Here is a 19,765-nt window from a genome sequence, read left to right on the forward strand (position 1 = left end):
TACCCGTGGGGCGCGCCGGTGTACCGCGGGAGGCGTGGCCGGGATCAGTGCTCGTCGGCCAGGATGAGGTACAGCTTCTTGCGGGCGTCGTTGATGACCCCGAGGGCCTTCTCGCGCTGCTCGGGCGTGCCGGTCTTGAAGACCTGACCGAACGCCTCCATCAGACCGACTCCGGCCGTCCGGATCTCGTGCATCGCCTCGAAGTCGAAGCCCCGGCCCGCCTCGGCCCAGGGGGCCGACGGGCCCGACTCGGCCTCGGTGCGGCCGGCGTCGGTGAGCGTGAACAGCTTCTTGCCGCCGTCGCTCTCACTGGTGATGAGGCCCTCGTCCTCCAGCAACTGGAGGGTCGGGTAGACCGAGCCCGGGCTGGGCTTCCAGGCCCCGCCGCTGCGCTCGCCGATCTCCTGGATCATCTCGTAGCCGTGCATCGGCCGGTCGGCGAGCAGCGCCAGGATCGAGGCGCGCACGTCGCCGCGCCGGGCGCGGCCTCGCGGCCCGCCCCGTCCCCCGCGCCCGCCGAAGGGCCCTGAGCCGAAGGGCGGCCCGAACGGCCCGAAGGCGGCTCGTCGCCCGTTGAACTCCTCCCGACGGTCCGGCCCGCAGTGGCCGTGACCCCGCCCGTGCTCGTGCCCGTGCTCGTGTCCGTGTCCGTGCTGTCCGTGTGAACGCATGACTGCGCTCCTTTCGTCATTCGTCGATGTCAGTGCCGATCGTTGCGATCGCTCCTTCGAAGCCGCTTCCGGGCTCCGATGTCTCCACTATGACCGACCACTCGCGATGCGTCAACGATATATCGGAAACTATTCATCGACAGGGCCAGCCTCCCCGCATTGGCCTTAGGCGGCGATCAGGGAGCCGCCCTACGGTCGGGGCATGCGCATCCGAATCGTCGACGCCTTCACCGACCGTCCCTTCGGCGGGAATCCCGCCGGGGTGCTGATCCTCGACGGGGAGTTCCCCGCGGACGGCTGGCTCCAGCAGGTCGCGGCCGAGGTCAACCTCTCCGAGACCGCCTTCGCCCGCCCCCTGCCGCCCGGCGGGGAAGCGGACTGGGCGCTGCGCTGGTTCACACCGGCCACCGAGGTCGACATGTGCGGCCACGCCACTCTCGCCACGGCCCACGTCCTCGCGACGAGCGGCCTCGCGAACGGCCTGGTCCGCTTCGGCACGCGCAGCGGCGTGCTGACGGCACTGGCCGGCGACGACGGCCGGATCACGATGGACTTCCCGACCTCCTCGCTGACTCCCGTCGAGGCCCCCGCCGAGGTGGGGCGCGCCCTGGGCGCCGCGGTCCTGTCCGTCCACGACACCTCCGCCCACATCGGCGACCTGGTGGTGGAACTGGCCGACGAGCGGGCGGTACGGGAGCTCACCCCCGACCACGCCGCCCTGCGCGCCTACGCCCGCCGCGGGGTGATCGTCACCGCGGCCGCCGAGGATCCCGCCCGCGGGTACGACTTCGTCTCCCGGGGCTTCTTCCCCGCCGTCGGCATTGACGAGGACCCCGTCACCGGGAGCGCCCACACCGCGCTCGCCCCGTTCTGGGCCGCCCGGCTGGGCCGCACCGAACTCGTGGGGCTCCAGGGCGGGAAGCGCACCGGCCTGGTGGCCGTCCGGCTCGCCGGCAACCGCACGCACCTGACCGGCGGCACCGTCACGGTGCTGGACGGCGAGTTGCGCACCCGCCCCTGACCCGTCAGGGAGTCGGCAGCCAGGAGACGTGACCCGCCAGCAGGGCGTACCCGCCGAAGGCCACGATGTCGAGCAGCGCGTGGGCGACGACCAGCGGAGCCACCCGGCCCCAACGGCGGTAGGCCAGGACGAAGACGACGCCCATCACCATGTTGCCGACGAAGCCGCCGACGCCCTGGTACAGGTGGTAGGAGCCCCGCAGCACCGAGCTGGCCAGCAGCGCCGCCGTCGGGGACCAGCCGAGCCCGTCCAGCCGCCGCAGCAGGTAGGCCAGCACGATGACCTCCTCCACCACCGCGTTCTGCACGGCGGAGAGGATCAGCACCGGGAACTTCCACCACACGTCGGGCAGCGCCTCGGGCACCACCGTCAGGTTGAAACCGGCGGCCCGCGACGCCAGGTAGAAGGCCAGCCCCGCGCTGCCGATCCCGGCCGCGACGAGCACCCCCCGGCCCAGGTCCCGGCCGGGGCGGGTGCGGTCGAAACCGAGCGCCCGCAGCCCCGGTGCCCCTTCGCGGGTCAGCAGGTGGGCGACGAGCAGGACGGGAACCAGCGCGGTCGCGATCCCGAACAGCTGCCACGCCAGGTCCAGCCACGGGCGGCCCGGCGCGTAGGAGCCGTTGAGCGTGGCGGCCTGGTCCTTGAGGCCACCCGGCTTGGTGAGCGAGCCGATGAAACTGATCAGCGCCGAGACCGCGCTCGCGCCCAGCGAGAGCGCGAGCACCAGCAGCGTCTCGGTCCGCAGGTACCCGCGGCGGTCCTCCCGCCGGTCCTCGGCCACCGGCTCCGGCTCCACCCGCACGTGCGACTCCCGTCCCGCCGTCCCGTTGTCCGCCACCCCCATACTGCCTCCTGGGCGCGGCCGGGCACGCACCGGACCCGGCGGGTCAGCGGCCGATCGCCGCCGGGGCGTCCACCTCCCGCTCCGGCAGCCCGACCGGCCAGGTGTGCACCGGGTCGCCCCGGTGCATCAGCTCGGTGTACCGCCGTGTGGTCGCGGCCAGCGCGGCGTCGCGTTCCAGACCGCCCGCGAGCGCCTGGTGGTAGGTGTCGACCTGCCAGGTCGCCCCGTTCACCCGGCGCCGGCAGCGCTCTTCGATGATCCCGAGGCAGCGGTCCCGGTCGGCGGGGGCGATCCCCCAGGCGTCCAGGCCCGCCGCGGCCATCGGCAGCAGCTCGTCCAGCACCAGGCGCACCGCCGGCACGCTCGCCAGGCCCGCGCCCCGGCCCCGGCGGGGCCAGTGCAGCCGGGCGTCGATCCCGTACCGGCAGGCCGCGTCGAAGTTGGCCTCCGCCTCGGCGAAGGGGAGCCGGGTCCACACCGGACGCGGTTCGTCCGCGAGCGTCCGCACGAGGCCGTAGTAGAAGGCCGCGTTGGCCACGACGTCGGCGACCGTCGGCCCGGCCGGCAGCACCCGGTTCTCCACCCGCAGGTGCGGCACCCCGTCGGCGACCCCGTACACGGGGCGGTTCCACCGGTAGACGGTGCCGTTGTGCAGGACCAGCTCCTGGAGGCTCGGCACCCCGCCCTCGGCCAGGACCCGCAGCGGCTCCTCCTCGTCACAGATCGGCAGCAGCGCGGGGAAGTAACGGACGTTCTCGGCGAAGAGTTCGTAGGCCGACTCCACCCATCGCTCCCCGAACCAGGTGCGCGGCCGCACGCCCTGCGCCTGGAGCTCGGGCGGCCGGGTGTCGGTGGCCTGCGTGAACAGCGGCGGCCGGGACTCGCGCCACAGCTCCCGGCCGAACAGGAACGGGGAGTTGGCCCCGACGGCTATCTGTACGGCCGCCACCGCCTGCGCCGCGTTCCACACGTCCGCGAACCGGGCCGGGGTGACCTGCAAGTGCAACTGCACGGAGGTGCAGGCGGCTTCCGGAACGATCGAGCCGGTGGTCCAGGTGACCCGCTCGACCCCCTCGATGTCGAGGGTGAAGTCCTCGCCGCGCATCATCAGGATCTGCTCGTTCAACAGCGAGTAGCGGTCCACCGCCGAAAGGTTGGCCAGGGCCAGGTCGGCCCGGGAGACGGTGGGCAGGATCCCGATCATCACCACGCCCGCGTCGATCTCCGCGGCCTGCCGGTGGGCGTAGTGCAGTCCGGCGCTCAGTTCCTCGGCGAGCTGGTCGAAAACGCGGCCCTCCAGGCGGTGCGGGAGGACGTTGACCTCCAGGTTGAACATTCCGAGCTCGGTCTGGAAATCGGGGCTCGCTATCCGTTCCAGGACCTGGGCATTCACCATTTTCGGCAACCCGTCGGCACCCGCGAGATTCAATTCGATCTCCAGCCCCATCATGTTCTTCGGGCGATCGAACCTCTGCTCTGCCAGAAGTCGCTCCAGGCCCTCCAGGCACTCCCGCAGCTTCCTCCGATACCGCTGCCGATCGGACAGGTCGAATCCGCCTGCCACGACCTTCTCCCCCATCGAGGTGTCCCTCCTCAAGTGGCCCGGCCCACAGCATGCAGGCGGGCGTTACGGTCGATGATGCCCCAGCGGAATGATCGCTAACGCCGAGGGGGCGCGCGTGGCCGCGAGCGCGCGCCGGTTTGGCGCGAACGGCGCTTCGGCACATTCATCCGGCAAGTACGCCTGAGCAAATTCCGCGTTGACTTTGCCCATTCCGGATAACCGGTGCTTTCCAGCCGAGCCCCCGTCCGGTAACCTCCGAGGTCAGCGCTGCATGTCCGTGTGCAACCGGCATGCATGTCAGGTCAGCGGGACCGGTAATCGCCTTGTCGGCAATAGCCGGGACAGCTAGCCGAAACATTGCGTGAACACATGTCGTATAAACTCCGCAAACGAGGCAGAGAGTTGGCGCGCGGCCATTGCCCCACAGCCCACCTCTGACCCCAGAATGCGACAGCGCCGTCCGCACCTTCCCCCGTAGCACCGGTCTCCCAAGTGAGAGGCGACCCACCATGCCGCTGCATGTCCCTCCGGCTCCCGCGCCCGCCCTGCGCAGCGTCCTCGCGGCACTCGGTTCCCCCACCGCCGTCAACGAGGCACACACTCCTTCCCTGCGCGCCCTGCAAGGGCCGGTCACCGCCGAACTTCCGCTCCCGGTCCACGTCCTCGACCGGCTGCACGCCTCGGCGCTGGTGCCCGGCGGCAGGCCGCCCCGCACGCGGCTGACGGGCTGGCGGTTCCTGATCCGCAGCGGCGACCGGTTCGTCGCGGCCGCCGACACGCGCCTCACCCCGGACGGCTGGGCCTTCTCGCACTTCTTCGAAGGCCCCTACGTCGCGGCGACCGAACGCGCGCTGCGGCAGGCGGAGTCGCTGGGCCAGGGCTACCAGCCCAGGCTGCTGTCCGTACCGGAGCTGTACATGCTGACGCTGTGGCTGCACGGAGCCGTGAACGCCGACCCGTCCGCCGGGCTGCCGGCCGCCGCCGACCTGCTGGTGCCCCTGGCGCCGGCCCCGCCGGGGATCGCCCCGTACCGGCCGCACACCGTGTCCGAACTGCTGCCCGTACTGACCCACCGACTGCGGCGCACGGCGCCTCCGACACCGCCGCCGGTGGCCGCTCCGGCGGCCTGACCTGCACGGACCGACCGGCATGGCCCGAGTGGCCCATGCGGCCTAGCCCGCTTGGGCCAGCGGGGAACCACCCCGATTGGCACGGGAGTTGGCTGAACCGCCCGCACGAGTGATGCGTCATCAATCTATGAGGACAGCTGCCGGGAAATCCCTGCGAAGCAGCCGTCATGGGGGAAGACTGACGACACGCTCCCCGCTGGTGCGGGGATGAAACCAGGGGGACGGCCATGAAACACACATCGAGCCGTAGCACGCAGACCACACCGCAGCGAAAGAACGCATCCATGTGCCAGCACCAGCCTGCCTGCCCGTCATCAGAGTCCGCCGACCGGGAGGCCGCGCGCCCGGTGGCCAACCACCCGGAACAGGGCTGGAGCCTGCTGTGCAACGGCGTCCTGCTCTTCGAGGACACCGGTGAGCTGCTGCCGGACGGCCAGATCATCGCCCCGCACCGCCCGCTCGCGGTCGCGTAGACGGCTCGCTCACGAGGAGGGGGCCGGTCCCGGAGCATGCGCTCCGGGACCGGCCCCCTGCTACGTCATCCGTCTACGGGAGGACGGCTCAGGCGTCGTACTCGTCCAGCGGCGGGCAGGAGCACACCAGGTTCCGGTCGCCGAAGGCGCCGTCGATCCGGCGCACCGGCGGCCAGTACTTCTCGGCCGCGGTGACCCCGCCGGGGAAGACGGCCTCGTCGCGGCTGTACGGGTGGTTCCACTCGCCGCCGAGCGCCGCCGCGGTGTGCGGGGAGTTGGCCAGCGGGTTGTCGTCCACCGGCCACTCGCCGCCCGCGACCCGCTCGATCTCGCCGCGGATGGCGATCATCGCGTCGCAGAACCGGTCGATCTCGGCGAGGTCCTCGGACTCCGTCGGCTCGATCATGAGCGTGCCGGCCACCGGAAAGGACATCGTCGGCGCGTGGAAGCCGTAGTCGATCAGACGCTTGGCGATGTCGTCCACGCTCACGCCCGTCGCCTTCGACAGCGGACGCAGGTCGATGATGCACTCGTGCGCGACCAGGTTGCCGGGGCCCGTGTAGAGCACCGGGTAGTGCGGCTCCAGACGCTTGGCGATGTAGTTGGCGCCGAGCACCGCCACCTGGGTGGCGCGCTTGAGACCCTCGCCGCCCATGAGGCGGACGTAGGACCACGAGATCGGCAGGATGCCGGCCGAGCCCCAGGGCGCCGCGGAGATCGGGCCGACGCCCGTCTCGGGGCCGGCGGTCGGCTGGAGCGGGTGGTTGGGCAGGTACGGCGCGAGGTGCGCCCGGACACCGACCGGGCCGACGCCCGGACCGCCGCCGCCGTGCGGGATGCAGAAGGTCTTGTGCAGGTTCAGGTGCGAGACGTCGCCGCCGAAGTGGCCCGGCTTGGCCAGACCCACCAGGGCGTTGAGGTTGGCGCCGTCCACGTAGACCTGGCCGCCGGCCTCGTGCACCTGGGCGCAGATGTCGGCGACGTGCTCCTCGAAGACACCGTGCGTCGAGGGGTAGGTGATCATCAGGACGGCGAGCTCGTCGCGGTACTGCTCGATCTTGGCGCGCAGGTCGTCCGCGTCCACCTCGCCGTCGTCGGCGGTCTTGACGACGACGACCTTCATGCCGGCCATCACGGCGCTGGCCGCGTTCGTGCCGTGCGCCGAGGACGGGATGAGGCAGACGGTGCGCTGCTCGTCGCCGTTCGCGCGGTGGTAGGCGCGCACGGCCAGCAGACCGGCGAGCTCACCCTGGGAGCCGGCGTTGGGCTGGATCGAGACCTTGTCGTAGCCGGTGACCTCGCAGAGACGTTCCTCCAGCTCGGTGATGAGCGTGAGGTAGCCCTCCGCCTGCTCCACCGGGGCGAAGGGGTGCAGCTGGCCGAACTCGGGCCAGGTCACCGGCTCCATCTCGGTGGTCGCGTTGAGCTTCATCGTGCAGGAGCCCAGCGGGATCATGCCCCGGTCCAGGGCGTAGTCCTTGTCCGCGAGCTTGCGCAGGTAGCGCAGCATGGCGGTCTCGCTGCGGTGCTGGTGGAACACCGGGTGCGTCAGGTAGGCGTCCGAGCGCAGCAAGCCCTCGGGCAGCGTGTCCCCGGTCGTGGCGTCCAGCGCCTCGATGTCCGCCGTGACGCCGAAGGCGGCCCAGACGGCCTCGATGTCGGCGCGCAGCGTCGTCTCGTCACAGGCGATGGAGACGAGGTCGGCGTCGGCCTGATAGAGGTTCACCCCGCCTTCGCGGGCGGCGGCCACGACCTCGGCGGCCCGTCCGGGAACCCGGGCGGTGACGGTGTCGAAGTACGCGCCGTGCACGACCTCGACCCCGCCGGCCGTCAGGCCGGCGGCGAGCAGGGCGGCGTAGCGGTGGGTGCGGCGGGCGATCGTGCGCAGGCCGTCCGGGCCGTGGTAGACGGCGTACATCCCGGCCATGACGGCGAGCAGCACCTGCGCGGTGCAGATGTTGCTGGTGGCCTTCTCACGGCGGATGTGCTGCTCGCGGGTCTGGAGCGCGAGGCGGTACGCCTTGTTGCCGTCCGCGTCGACGGAGACACCGACGAGGCGGCCGGGCAGCGAGCGGGCGTGCTTGGCCTGGACGGCCATGTAGCCGGCGTGCGGTCCGCCGAAGCCCATCGGGACGCCGAAGCGCTGCGTGGTGCCCACCGCGATGTCGGCGCCCAGCTCGCCCGGGGAGACCAGCAGGGTCAGCGCGAGGAGGTCCGCGGAGACGGTGACGATCGCGCCGAGCTCGTGCGCCTGGTCGATGACCGGCTTGATCTCCCGCACGGCACCGGAGGCGCCGGGGTACTGGAGCAGCACACCGAAGACGCCGCGCTCGGCGATCTCGGCCGGGATGCCCTCGGACAGGTCCGCGACGACGACCTCGACCCCGATCGGCTCGGCGCGCGTCTCGATCACGGCGATGGTCTGGGGCAGCGCGTCGGCGTCGATCAGGAAGACACCGCCCTTGACCTTGCCGACGCGGCGGGCCAGCGACATGGCCTCGGCGGCCGCGGTGCCCTCGTCGAGCAGGGAGGCGCCCGAGGTCGGCAGGCCCGTCAGGTCGGCGACGACGGTCTGGAAGTTCAGCAGCGCCTCCAGGCGCCCCTGCGAGATCTCCGGCTGGTACGGGGTGTAGGCCGTGTACCAGGCCGGGTTCTCCATGACGTTGCGCAGGATCACCGGCGGGGTGAACGTGCCGTAGTAACCCAGGCCGATCATGGGGGACAGAACCTGGTTGCGGTCGGCGAGCGAGCGCAGCTCGGCCAGCACCTCGGCCTCGGTCCGCGCCTCGGGGAGGTTCAGCGCGGCCGCGGTCTTGATCACATCCGGTACCGCGGCGGCGGTGAGCTCGTCCAGGGAGCCGTAGCCCACCTGGGCGAGCATCTTGGCCTGCGCCTCGGCATCCGGGCCGATGTGGCGCTGCTCGAAGGGGATGCCTCGCTCCAGCTGAGAGAGCGGAATGCGGTTGGCGGTCATGTACGGAGGCCTCCTGGTCGTACGACCTGCGAGGGGCACCACGGCGCGGGCACCCGGACGGCCTCCCCCTCTGTCATCTCAACCTGAGAGCTTCACCGGAGTCGCGGGGATGTCCGCGGCCTCCGGCTTTCACCGTCGGTGAGGAGGGGAACCGGTACTGCGCGCCCGGTACCCACCCCTGCTTTCCAGAGTGGCCTCGTCACGTGCGGTACGTATGCCTGAGAGATTCCGGGGAGGATTTGCTCCTTCGGCGCCTCCGTCGTGCTCACTCGGAGGACTCTCCCGCACAGGGTCAACAGCCATCACTCAGCCTACCAGCGAGGATCTGGAAGCTCCCTCAAGTGGCCCCCGCCGCGGATTTGCCCTTCTGTAGTCATTACGAGTCATTACGGAACAGTTGCGACCACTTGGAGGGACCGGACCGTGCAGACCGACATCGATCCCCGCAGTCTCATCGGCCGCAAGGCGTTCGACCGCAATGGCGCCAAGATCGGCACCGTGGACGAGGTCTACCTCGACGATGCCACCGGCGTACCCGAGTGGGCCGCCGTCCGGACCGGCTTGTTCAGCCGGGACGCCTTCGTTCCGCTGGAGCCCAGCGAGGTGGTCGACGACACCCTCCGGGTGCCCTTCGAACGCTCCCTGATCAAGGACGCCCCGGACTTCGGGGTCGGCCGCCACCTCTCCCCGGAGCAGGAACTCCAGCTCTACCACCACTACGGCCTTGACGTGACCCTCCCGACGGACTTCCAGCGCCCCCAGCCCCCTGCGCAGCCCCGGGACTTCGGCAGCCTGGCCGGCGAAGGCTAGTGCTGCGACCGGAAAGGTCCACCGCACTAGGGACCGTCCGGCGTCCCCTCCTCCCCCACGAGCGGCAGCGGATCGGAAGGCTCCAGTTCGGGGTCGTCCAGCCGGAAGGTGCGCACGCGCCCCGGCGCCGATCCGGGGCGCTCGAAGCGCACCGTCACCCGGCCGATCCCGCTGCCCTGGACCCAGCCGGGGCCGTAGACCGCATGTCTGACGTCACTGCCGGCCGGCCAGCGGCGCCCGGCGGCCGGTTCGGGCTCGTCCGCGCCGCCGGTGACCGGCGAGGGCGCTGAGGCCGCCGCGGCGGTCACGCCGGGCTCCTGCGCCCCGCCCGGCCCCTCGGCCTCACCGGCCTGCGCCGGGCCGCCTTCCGGGCCCTCCTGCGCGGCCTGCGCGGCCAGCGCGTCGGCCAGGGCATCGGCCTGGGCGAACAGGTCCTCCTGCGTGTAGTCGGCCAGCCCCGTCACCCCGACGCCCAGCAGCCGCACCCCGCCCGTGGTGTCCACGGCCTCCAGCAGCCGCTGGGCCGCCTCCCGCACCACCACCGGGTCGTCGGTCGGGCCCCGCAGCGTCTCCGAGCGGGTCAGCGTCGAGAAGTCGTAGCGCCGCACCTTGAGCACGATGGTCCGCCCGGAGTGGCCCGAGCCGCGCAGCCGTCCCACACAGCGGTCGGCGAGCCGCTGGACCTCGTACCGGATCCGCACCCGGTCGTGCAGGTCCACGTCGAAGGTGTCCTCCACGGACACCGACTTCGCGTCCCGCTCGGCGACCACGGGCCGGTCGTCCAGACCCAGCGCCATCCGGTACAGCCCCGCGCCGTGGGCCCGCCCCACCATCCGGACCAGTTCGTCCTCCCCGGCCTCGGCCAGGTCCCCCACCGTGGTGATCCCGGCCCGCCGCAGGTGTTCCCCGGTGGCCGGCCCGACGCCCGGCAGGGTCCGTACCGACATCGGCGCGAGCAGTTCCCGCTCCGTCCCGGGCTCGATGAGCAGCAGCCCGGCGGGTTTGGCCTCCTCCGAGGCGACCTTGGCCAGCATCTTGGAGCCGGCCAGCCCCACGGAGCCGCTGAGCCCGGTGGCGGCCATGATGTCGGCCCGCAGCCGCTCCCCCGTGGCGCGAGCGGTAGCCGAGTCGAAGGCGACGCCGCCCGCCTCCAGGTCCACGAAGGCCTCGTCGAGGCTGAGTGGCTCCACCAGGGGTGACAGCGCCCGCAGCAGGGCCATGACGGTCTCGCTGACCTCGCGGTACAGGGTGAAGCGGGGGATCAGGTACGCGCCGTTCGGGCACAGCCGCCTGGCCTGCGCCGTCGGCATCGCCGAATGCACCCCGAAGCGCCTGGCCTCGTAGGAGGCGGTGGCGACCACCCCGCGCGGCCCGAGGCCGCCGACGATCACCGGCTTTCCGCGCAGGCTCGGCTTCGACGCCTGCTCCACGGCGGCGTAGAAGGCGTCCATGTCCAGGTGGAGGATGGTCGGCGCGGCTCTCACGGCTCCGATGCTGCCCTACGCCACTGACAACGCCGTCCGGCGCCCCGGCGGCGCGCGGCGCGTCAGACGGCCCGGTTGCGGCGCGCGGCCAGTTCGTCCCTCGGGTTGGGGCGGACCAGCGTCTCGCCGGTGTCGATCCGTTCCCCGTGCAGCTGTGACAGCGCGTTCTCCACGTCCCGCCAGACCACGCCCACCGCGATGCCGAAGACGCCCTGCCCGCCCTGGAGCAGGCTGACGACCTGGTCCGGCGAGGTGCACTCGTAGACGGTGGCGCCGTCGCTCATCAGGGTCATGCGCTCCAGGTCCGAGAAACCGCGGTCGCGCAGGTGCTGCACCGCGGTACGGATGTTCTGCAGCGCGACCCCGGTGTCGAGGAAGCGTTTGACGATCTTGAGGACCACCACGTCGCGGAAGCTGTAGAGCCGCTGCGTCCCCGAGCCGTAGGCGGGGCGCACGCTCGGCTCCACCAGGCCCGTCCGCGCCCAGTAGTCGAGCTGGCGGTACGTGATGCCCGCCGCGGCGCACGCCGTCGGTCCGCGGTAGCCGACCTGCTCGGGCGCCGGGGCCCCGCCGGCCGGTGCGGCCGGCGCCGGGTCCGGCTGACGGCGCGCACTGCCCGCCGCACCGCCGTGCAGCGGGTACGGCCCACCGTCACTCCGTGCGGGGGTGCCCCCGGTCATGCCGTCGCCCGTGATGCTCACGCCGACCCTCCGTCCTTGACCTGCCCACCTCGAAGGTAGGCAGTCACCAGGGGTGCGTCAACGATCGCCACACTCGGCACGCCGAGTGATAATCACCCTGAGAGTGGTTTCCCGTGCCCCATATCGGGGAAAGGGTTACCGAATGGGCAGAATGTCCCAGGTGGGCGGCTTGTCCGCCGCCTCACTGCGGGCCGGTGCCGAAGTCCTCGGGCGAGATCTGGTCGAGGAACTCGCGGAACTTCTCCACCTCGTCCTCCTGCTCGTCCGGAATGGCGATGCCGGCGTCGTCCAGCACGCCGTCACTGCCGTAGATCGGCGTCCCCGTCCGCAGGGCCAGTGCTATGGCGTCCGAAGGCCGCGCGCTCACCTCGACCCCGCTCGCGAAGACCAGCTCCGCGTAGAAGACGCCCTCCCGCAGATCCGTGATCCGGACCTCGGTGAGCTCCTCACCGACCGCCTCCAGCACGTCCTTGAACAGGTCGTGCGTCAGCGGCCGGGCAGGTGCCATCCCCTGCTGCGCGAAGGCAATGGCGGTCGCCTCCCCCGGACCGATCCAGATGGGGAGGTACCGGTCGCCTCCCACTTCACGCAGGAGCACGATCGGTTGGTTCGAGGGCATTTCCACCCGGACACCCACAACGTCGAGCTCGTTCACACAGCAACCCTAGGACGTGCCCGACCGGTTTGGGTAGTCGGGCTCTTTCCGGTCAACGCAGACGGACCCCGAGTGCGGTCTGCACGAGCGCCTCGTGCAGCCGGACCGAGAGTCCCGCCAGCTCTTTCATAGTGGCCTCGGCATGGGCCCTGGTCTGCGGGTTGCGGTGCCGCCGCAAGGGGGAGACGACCTGCTCCACCAGTCCGGCCTCGCGGTCCGCCGCCGCCTTCATCGCCCGCAGGTGCCGGGGCTCCAGCCCGAAACGGCCGAGATCGGCGATCAGCCGGGCCACAGTGACCGCCTCGGCGTCGAACCCGCCGTCCGGCGCCTCGCCGAGGAGTCCGTACGACTCCCACTCTGCCAACTGCTCCTCGTCCACCTCCGTGGCGGCGAGCAGCTCCGCCCGCCCCACCCGGGCCGCGGGCGGCCTCTCCCGGCCCACCTCGCCGTACACGGCCGCGGGTCCGGTGGTTCCGGTCGCGCCGCCCGGGTCACGGGGCGCCGTGGGGGCCGGGATACGGATCTGCTCTCCGCGGTCGAGTGCGTCGAGCTGCTCCCGGATGACTTTCAGCGGCAGGTAGTGGTCCCGCTGCAGACGCAGGATCCGGCTCAGCCGTTCGACGTCGTCGGTGCTGAACTTGCGGTATCCGGAAGGTGTGCGTCTGGGTTCGACCAGGCCTTCCGCCTCCAGGAAGCGGATCTTCGAGATGGTGACGTCGGGGAACTCGTCGCGCAGCATGGTCAGCACCGTGCCGATGCTCACCAGCCGCCCGGCGGCCCCGGCGGTGCCGTTCTTCGCGGCACCGCCGGACGGGGTACGCAGCATGGGACCTTCCCTGTCGGTTCCCCGGGGGGCACTTCCCCGGCCTCGGCCGAAGAGGCGTCCCGGGGAGGGTCAGATGCCCCGCAGGCTCGCGTAGAAGACCAGCCGGTACTTGCCGATCTGCACCTCGTCGCCGTTGTGCAGGGCGACCGAGTCGATCGGCTCACGGTTGACGTACGTGCCGTTGAGACTGCCCACGTCGGAGACGGTGAACCCGCCGTCCTGGCTCCTGCGGAACTCGACGTGCCGCCTGGAGACGGTGACGTCGTCCAGGAAGATGTCGCTCTGCGGGTGCCGGCCCGCCGTGGTCAGTTCCCCGTCCAGCAGGAAGCGGCTGCCGGAGTTGGGGCCGCGCCGCACGATCAGCAAGGCGGAACCCGGGGGCAGGGCTTCCACCGCGGCCTGGGCCTCGGGGGAAAGGGAGGACGGCGCGTGCCCCGCCACCTCGGCCTCGTAGGCCTCCAGGCCCGAGATCGAGATGGTGGACGTGGTCTCCGAGGCACGCTCCGGCGTCAGACCCGCCCGCAGCGGCGCCCCGCAGTTGGAGCAGAACCGGCTCGCCGCATCGCTGCGGTGGCCACACCTGCTGCAAACCTGCTCGGCCGACATGGACGGCTCCTCGCGCCGCGGCTGCCCCGCGGAGGCATTGGTGGCATAGGGGTCGGAGGCAAACCCTCCACCCGCACTTGAGGTTGACGGATCACCGAAACCTATGCGTCCGGAACCGGCGGGGTCAACAGACGACGCGCCCGAAGCGCCCGGAATGTCACCCCCGGGCCCGACCTCGTCCCGGAAGAGGGGCCGCTCACCCTGGGCCTCCGCGTCCCCGTGCCCCGCACGGTGCCGAGCACCGCTCTCCTCGCGGTTCTTCTTGCCGAACAACTTCTCAAACAACTTCACGGGCGATTCCCCTTGACCGAAACAGACCCGCCCGTGGGGCAGGACGAACTCCGCATGCACACACCTGCCGACCCGGACATTCTCACAACGTCCGTAACCACCAGACAGTTTCCACCACGCACCGCGACTTCGGCGCGTCGACCCCCCGCAGGCATCCGCCCACGTGAGCCGCTCCACATTCCGCCCCGCCTCACGACGATGACGACCGAGCGTAGTCAGGCTGCTTCGCAGCTCGCAAGGCGTCCACGACGATCTTGGCCGACCGTGTGACGCCGGCAGTGGCCTGCTCCTTCTCCAGCGTCTGCACCACGCCGCCGGGGATGTTGAGCGCCGGCTCCAAGTCCTGGGGCTTGCCGATCACCCTGAACTCGTAGGGCTGTGTGATCTTCTTACCGTCGATCGCGACCCCACCTCCCTCGTCCGAGAAGAATGAGCTCGCCACCACCCGCACGCCGTTGATCTGGATCGCCTCGGCGCCGGCCGCCCGCAGCTCCTGGAGGGTGTCCAACAGCTGATCGGACTGCACCTGGCCCTTGGGGTCGGTGATCCGCAGCGTGATGCCCGGGCCCTGTGCGGCCACGGTACCGGCCAGGATGCCCAGTTGGCGTTCCTTCTCCACGGTCTGCTTGCGCGCCTCCTCCGCCTGGTTGGAGCTGCTCTCCAGCTCCTTGCGCTGGTCCTCCAGCTTCTGCTTCTCGTCCTCCAGCCGCTTGGTGCGCCCGTCCAGCTCGTCGAGGATCCGTACGAGGTCCTCCTGGCGGGCACCGCGCAGCGGAGCACTGGAGTCGCTGTTGGACCGCACCTGGATGGCCAGGCCCAGCCCGAGGACGAACAGCAGCAACGCGACGACCAGTTGCGCCCGGCTCAGCCTCGGTGGCCACAGGCCCGCCACCAGCCGCCGGCGGCCGCTCTGCTCCGGGTCCCCGGCCGGTGCGGGTGTCCCCCCTACAAGAGGCTGCTCCGGAACGTTCGGTTCCTCGGGAGGGGTGCCCTCAGGGGTTCCATTCGTACTCATCGGCCTCACGCCCGGAACACGTGCCGGCGGATGGCCGCCGCGTTGGAGAAGATGCGGATGCCGAGCACGACCACCACACCGGTCGACAGCTGCGAGCCGACGCCCAGCTTGTCGCCGAGGAAGACGATCAGCGCGGCCACCACCACGTTGGACAGGAACGACACCACGAAGACCTTGTCCACGAAGATGCCGTCCAGCATGGCACGCAAGCCGCCGAACACCGCGTCCAGCGCGGCCACCACGGCGATCGGCAGATAAGGCTCCACCACGGCCGGCACTTCGGGCCGGACCAGCAGCCCGACCACCACTCCGGCCACGAGGCCCAGTACCGCGATCACGATGCACCCTTCTTCGGCTGTTCTGCTGTGGCTGTACGTACGGCGAGGCTCGACGCGGCCTGGAGGCGGAGGTCGTCCACGGGCGACAGGCTGGAGCGGATCCCGTAGCTCTCCTGGAGCACGTGCAGGTACTGGCCGCCGGCGGAGTCCTGGAACCGGGTGCCCAGCCGCTTGCCGTCACCGACGGCGAGGACCTCGTACGGCGGCACGAGCGGCCTGTTGTCGACCAGTATCGCGTCACCGGCGGCCCTGATCGCCGACAGCGCCGTCAGCCTCTGCCCGTTGATCGAGATCGCCTCGGCCCCCGACTGCCACAGACCGTTGACGATCTTCTGCATGTCCCGGTCCCGCAGCCGTCCCGTGTCCGAGAACCCCTTGGTCTCGCGGGGGCCGCCGCCACCGCCCGACGAGGAGCCCTTGGCGTCGTCCACCACCAGCTTGACCCCCGGCCCGCGGACGTCGGTCGCCCCGGACAGCAGCGCCACCAGCCGGCCCTGGTCGCCGCCCACCTGCTTGAGCGCCGCCTGCTGGCGATCGGCGACCTCCGTGCGCAGCCGCTCGATGTCCCCTTCCAGGCCGTCCGCGTGGGCGTTGGCCCGGTCCACGCGGTCGATGAGCTCCTGACGCTCCTTGGCCAGCACCGGCGCGGCCACCCGCGCCTGCGCGGCGCCCAGGGTGACCACCATCGCGGCGAGCACGAGGCCGCCCGCGAGCGCCAGCTTGGCCTTGAGGGTGCGCGGAAGGCCGGAAGTGCCCTCGGCTTCGCGCCGCGCCGAGGCCTCCGCGTACCCCTCGTCGAGACTGTGGTCCATCACGTGCGTCAGCAGCGACATGGAAGCGTCCGGGCGCGCGGGCCGTGTGACCGAACTCCGGTTGTTGTGCGGCTGCGACATGCCGCTCATCGTCGCATGATGCCCCCGCCGACACCGAATGCGCCGTCCGGGGGCCGGGACGGGAGAACTCTCCCGCCCGGCCCCCGGACGGCGCGGTACGGCTGCCTCAGTGCTCGCCGGCGTCCACCACCGCGGCCCACTCGTCGAGCAGCGCCTGCGCGGACGCGTCGTCGGGGCCCTCGGCCCACAGATGTGTGACGGCCTCCGCCGGGTCGGGCAGCACGAGCGCCCACCGGCCGTCGGCCTCGACCACGCGCACCCCGTCCGTGGTGTCCACCTGCCGGTCGCCGGCCGCCTCCACGACCCGCCGCATGACGAGCCCCTTCACCGCCCACGGCGTCGGCACGTCCCTCTTGAGGACGTGCGCCCGCGGAATCCGCGCGTCGATCTGGCTCAGGGTGAGCTGCGTACGCGCCACCAGCCCGATCAGCTGGACGAACGCGGCCGAGCCGTCGAACACGCTGCTGAACTCGGGGACGATGAACCCGCCGCGGCCGTCACCGCCGAAGATGGTGCTCTCCGCGCGGCCCACCCGCGTCAGGTCGTCCGGCGAGGTCGTCGTCCACTCCACCTGGGTGCCGTGGTACGCGGCCACCTGCTCGGCGACACGCGTGGTGGTCACCGGCAGCGCGACCTTGCCGCTGCGCTTCTCGGCGGCCACGAGGTCCAGCAGCACCAGCAGCGCACGGTCGTCCTCGATGATCCGCCCGCGTTCGTCCACCAGCGAGATCCGCTCGCCCACCGGGTCGAACCGCACACCGAAGGCCGCCCGCGACGAGGCCACGATCTCGCCGAGGCGCACCAGCCCGGCCCGCCGGGATTCCCGGGTCTCCGTCGGGCGGGACTCGTCGAGCCCCGGGTTGACGGTCAGGGCGTCCACACCGAGCCGGCCGAGCAGGCTGGGCAGAACGAGGCCCGCACTGCCGTTGGAGGCGTCCACGACCACCTTGAGCCCGGAATCGGCGACGCCGGTGATGTCCACGCGCCGCAGCATCGAACCCGTGTAGGCGTCGAAGACGCTGCCCGGGAACTGCAGGTCGCCGATCTCACCGGGGAACGCACGCCGGTACTCCTGGCGGGCGTACACGCGGTCCAGCTTGCGCTGCTGCTGGAGGGAGAGGTCGGCACCGCGCTCGTCGAGGAACATGATGTCCACGGAGTCCGGCACACCGGGCGAGGTACGCAGCACGATGCCGCCGGCGCTGCCTCTCGCGGTCTGCTGCCGGGCGACGGGCAGCGGCACGTTCTCCAGGTCGCGGACGTTGATCGCGCTGGCCTGGAGTGCCGAGATCACGGCCCGCTTGAGCGCTCGCGCACCACGTGAGTGGTCACGGGCCGTGGTGACCGTGGCGCCCTTCTTGAGGGTCGTCGCGTAAGCCCCGGCCAGCCGTACCACCAGTTCGGGGGTGATCTCCACGTTCAGGATCCCGGTGACGCCGCGCGCCCCGAACAGATGGGCCTGGCCGCGGGACTCCCAGATGACGGAGGTGTTGACGAAGGCACCGGCCTCGATCGTCTTGAAGGGGTAGACACGTACGTTCCCCTGGACGATCGACTCCTCACCGACGAGGCACTCGTCACCGATGACGGCGCCGTCCTCGATCCGGGCCGACCGCATGATGTCGGTGTTCTTGCCGATCACACAGCCGCGCAGATTGCTGTGGGGTCCGATGTACACGTTGTCGTGCACCACGGCCTTGTGGAGGAAGGCGCCGCTCTTGACGACGACGTTCGAGCCCACGACCGTGTGTTCGCGGATCTCGACGCCGGCCTCCACCTTGGCGTAGTCGCCGATGTACAGCGGCCCGCGCAGCACGGCGTCGGGGCTCACCTCGGCGCCCTCGGCGATCCAGACGCCGGGCGAGATCTCGAAGCCGTCCATGTCGACCTGGACCTTGCCTTCGAGCACGTCGGCCTGGGCCTTGACGTAGCTCTCGTGCGTGCCGACGTCCTCCCAGTAGCCCTCGGCCACGTAGCCGTAGATCGGCCGGCCTTCCTTCATCAGCTGCGGGAAGACGTCACCGGACCAGTCGACCGAGACGTCCGCGTCGACGTACTCGAAGATCTCCGGCTCCATCACGTAGATGCCGGTGTTGATGGTGTCCGAGAAGACCTGGCCCCACGTCGGCTTCTCCAGGAAGCGCTCGACCTTGCCTTCCTCGTCCACGATGGTGATGCCGAATTCCAGCGGATTCGGCACCCGGGTCAGACAGACCGTGACGAGGCCGCCCTTCTCCTTGTGGAAGCGGATCAGATCGGTGAGGTCGAAGTCCGTGAGCGCGTCGCCGGAGATGACGAGGAAGGTGTCGTCCTTCAAAGCGTCTTCGGCGTTCTTCACGCTTCCGGCGGTCCCGAGTGGCTTCTCCTCGTTGGCATAGGTGAGCTCCATCCCGAGCTCCTCGCCGTCACCGAAGTAGTTCTTGACGAGGGACGCCAGGAACTGCACGGTCACAACGGTCTCATTGAGCCCATGCCGCTTGAGCAGCCTGAGCACGTGCTCCATGATCGGCCGGTTCGCCACCGGCAGGAGCGGCTTGGGCATGCTTGAGGTCATGGGGCGAAGACGTGTGCCTTCGCCACCAGCCATCACGACGGCCTTCATGTCGGAAGAGTCCTCCTTGAGAGATGACGGTCAAGCCGACCTCACCCGTCTCGGACGGTGACTCCGCAACTCCTCCGCGTGTACCGGCGTCGAGCAAGCTCAATCGGCCGTGGCATCCGCCTTGACCAGCCGGCGGACCTGAACCACGTAAAGGATTCCTGCCCACCAATACAGGGTTGTACCCCATCCGGCGAACGCCCATCCGAAAACTGACGCCATCCAGGCCAACGAACCGTTGCCGTCACTCAGCAGAAGCAACGGGAACGCGTACATCAGGTTGAAGGTGGCGGCCTTGCCGAGGAAGTTGACCTGCGGCGGCGGATAGCCGTGCCGGCGCAGGATCCACACCATGACCAGCAGCATCAGCTCACGGGCCAGGAGGGCGGCGGTGAGCCACAGCGGCAGAATCCCGCGCCAGGTCAGACCGAAGAGCGTGGTCAGGATGTACAGCCGGTCCGCCGCCGGGTCCAGCAGGCGGCCGAGATTGCTGATCTGATTCCAGCGTCGCGCGAGTTTCCCGTCGAGGTAGTCGCTGATGCCGCTGAGCATGAGGACGAGAAGTGCCCAACCGTCGTGCTTCGCGAGGATCAGCCAGAGGAACAGGGGTACGCCTACGAGGCGAGCCATGCTCAGGATGTTCGGAATGGTGAAAATTCGGTCAGTCTGAACCCGAGTCTCCTGGACCTCCACCCGGGGGCCTCCACTGTGACGGTAGAACTAGTCGAACGATGCACCCTGACCCTACAGGAGAGCCCGAGTCGCCCTGCGGGCCGGTGAACGCAGAAAAGCCCCGCACCGGCCCCGAAGGGCTGGTGCGGGGCTTCCCGCAATAATTGTTCGGCGGCGTCCTACTCTCCCACAGGGTCC

General features: G+C 70.7%; 18 protein-coding genes and 1 riboswitch. Of the genes, 4 read left to right on the forward strand and 14 right to left on the reverse strand.

Annotated features, from left to right (window positions below):
• Positions 1 to 44: 44 nt before the first annotated feature.
• Entirely contained in the window at positions 45 to 671 is a 627-nt protein-coding gene (locus ACIA6C_RS28830; protein WP_399280211.1) for a PadR family transcriptional regulator, read from the reverse strand.
• Positions 672 to 873: 202 nt separating this feature from the next.
• Between ACIA6C_RS28830 and ACIA6C_RS28835 the strand changes: the two genes are divergently transcribed.
• The gene (locus tag ACIA6C_RS28835) at positions 874 to 1,692 is read left to right on the forward strand and encodes a PhzF family phenazine biosynthesis protein (protein ID WP_399280213.1); all 819 of its coding nucleotides are present in this window, start codon (positions 874 to 876) and stop codon (positions 1,690 to 1,692) included.
• Positions 1,693 to 1,696: 4 nt separating this feature from the next.
• On the opposite strand, the gene ACIA6C_RS28840 is transcribed toward ACIA6C_RS28835, so the two are convergent.
• On the reverse strand, positions 1,697 to 2,536 hold the full coding sequence (locus ACIA6C_RS28840) for a type II CAAX endopeptidase family protein (protein ID WP_366082292.1): 840 nt from the start codon (positions 2,534 to 2,536) through the stop codon (positions 1,697 to 1,699).
• Positions 2,537 to 2,579: 43 nt separating this feature from the next.
• Positions 2,580 to 4,115, reverse strand: coding sequence for a glutamate-cysteine ligase family protein (locus tag ACIA6C_RS28845; protein ID WP_361137658.1), 1,536 nt, complete (start codon positions 4,113 to 4,115; stop codon positions 2,580 to 2,582).
• 494 nt (positions 4,116 to 4,609) lie between these two features.
• Between ACIA6C_RS28845 and ACIA6C_RS28850 the strand changes: the two genes are divergently transcribed.
• Positions 4,610 to 5,230, forward strand: coding sequence for a hypothetical protein (locus ACIA6C_RS28850; protein ID WP_361137659.1), 621 nt, complete (start codon positions 4,610 to 4,612; stop codon positions 5,228 to 5,230).
• Between the two features lie 284 nt (positions 5,231 to 5,514).
• Positions 5,515 to 5,703, forward strand: a complete 189-nt coding sequence (locus tag ACIA6C_RS28855) for a DUF5999 family protein (protein ID WP_030236602.1) — start codon at positions 5,515 to 5,517, stop codon at positions 5,701 to 5,703.
• 88 nt (positions 5,704 to 5,791) lie between these two features.
• Here ACIA6C_RS28855 and gcvP read toward each other — a convergent pair whose 3' ends face one another.
• A complete protein-coding gene (gene gcvP / locus ACIA6C_RS28860; RefSeq protein WP_366082597.1) occupies positions 5,792 to 8,677 on the reverse strand; it encodes an aminomethyl-transferring glycine dehydrogenase in 2,886 nt (961 codons plus the stop codon).
• Positions 8,678 to 8,873: 196 nt separating this feature from the next.
• Positions 8,874 to 8,972: riboswitch (glycine riboswitch) on the reverse strand.
• A 128-nt stretch (positions 8,973 to 9,100) separates the two neighbouring features.
• Between gcvP and ACIA6C_RS28865 the strand changes: the two genes are divergently transcribed.
• Positions 9,101 to 9,487 (forward strand): PRC-barrel domain-containing protein, encoded by a 387-nt coding sequence (locus tag ACIA6C_RS28865; RefSeq protein WP_361137661.1) that lies wholly within the window; start codon positions 9,101 to 9,103, stop codon positions 9,485 to 9,487.
• Between the two features lie 26 nt (positions 9,488 to 9,513).
• Here the strand turns inward: ACIA6C_RS28865 and ACIA6C_RS28870 are convergent, their stop codons facing one another.
• From ACIA6C_RS28870 to ACIA6C_RS28915, 10 genes are all read right to left on the reverse strand, one after another.
• Positions 9,514 to 10,971 carry a DNA polymerase IV gene (locus ACIA6C_RS28870; protein ID WP_399280217.1) on the reverse strand — a complete coding sequence of 486 codons (1,458 nt, stop codon included), beginning with the start codon at positions 10,969 to 10,971 and terminating at the stop codon, positions 9,514 to 9,516.
• A gap of 62 nt (positions 10,972 to 11,033) precedes the next feature.
• Positions 11,034 to 11,651, reverse strand: a complete 618-nt coding sequence (locus tag ACIA6C_RS28875; RefSeq protein WP_366082599.1) for a MerR family transcriptional regulator — start codon at positions 11,649 to 11,651, stop codon at positions 11,034 to 11,036.
• Positions 11,652 to 11,853: 202 nt separating this feature from the next.
• Positions 11,854 to 12,327 carry a bifunctional nuclease family protein gene (locus tag ACIA6C_RS28880; protein WP_007262890.1) on the reverse strand — a complete coding sequence of 158 codons (474 nt, stop codon included), beginning with the start codon at positions 12,325 to 12,327 and terminating at the stop codon, positions 11,854 to 11,856.
• A gap of 52 nt (positions 12,328 to 12,379) precedes the next feature.
• Entirely contained in the window at positions 12,380 to 13,153 is a 774-nt protein-coding gene (locus ACIA6C_RS28885) for a MerR family transcriptional regulator (RefSeq protein ID WP_399280219.1), read from the reverse strand.
• 69 nt (positions 13,154 to 13,222) lie between these two features.
• Entirely contained in the window at positions 13,223 to 14,158 is a 936-nt protein-coding gene (locus ACIA6C_RS28890; RefSeq protein WP_399280241.1) for an FHA domain-containing protein, read from the reverse strand.
• Between the two features lie 82 nt (positions 14,159 to 14,240).
• Positions 14,241 to 15,065, reverse strand: a complete 825-nt coding sequence (locus ACIA6C_RS28895) for a DUF881 domain-containing protein (RefSeq protein ID WP_399280220.1) — start codon at positions 15,063 to 15,065, stop codon at positions 14,241 to 14,243.
• Between the two features lie 5 nt (positions 15,066 to 15,070).
• Complete coding sequence (locus tag ACIA6C_RS28900; protein WP_030158423.1) at positions 15,071 to 15,403, reverse strand: small basic family protein; 333 nt, start codon at positions 15,401 to 15,403, stop codon at positions 15,071 to 15,073.
• Positions 15,400 to 16,305: a DUF881 domain-containing protein gene (locus tag ACIA6C_RS28905; protein ID WP_399280222.1), complete on the reverse strand. Its 906-nt coding sequence runs from the start codon at positions 16,303 to 16,305 to the stop codon at positions 15,400 to 15,402. The genes ACIA6C_RS28900 and ACIA6C_RS28905 overlap by 4 nt, the downstream gene beginning before the upstream one ends.
• Before the next feature lie 97 nt (positions 16,306 to 16,402).
• Positions 16,403 to 18,898: a sugar phosphate nucleotidyltransferase gene (locus ACIA6C_RS28910; RefSeq protein ID WP_399280224.1), complete on the reverse strand. Its 2,496-nt coding sequence runs from the start codon at positions 18,896 to 18,898 to the stop codon at positions 16,403 to 16,405.
• 99 nt (positions 18,899 to 18,997) lie between these two features.
• The gene (locus ACIA6C_RS28915; RefSeq protein WP_361137666.1) at positions 18,998 to 19,588 is read right to left on the reverse strand and encodes a CDP-alcohol phosphatidyltransferase family protein; all 591 of its coding nucleotides are present in this window, start codon (positions 19,586 to 19,588) and stop codon (positions 18,998 to 19,000) included.
• Between the last annotated feature and the right edge of the window lie 177 nt (positions 19,589 to 19,765).

The organism is Streptomyces sp. NPDC051578, from assembly GCF_044454045.1.
In the GTDB taxonomy this organism is placed as follows: domain Bacteria; phylum Actinomycetota; class Actinomycetes; order Streptomycetales; family Streptomycetaceae; genus Streptomyces.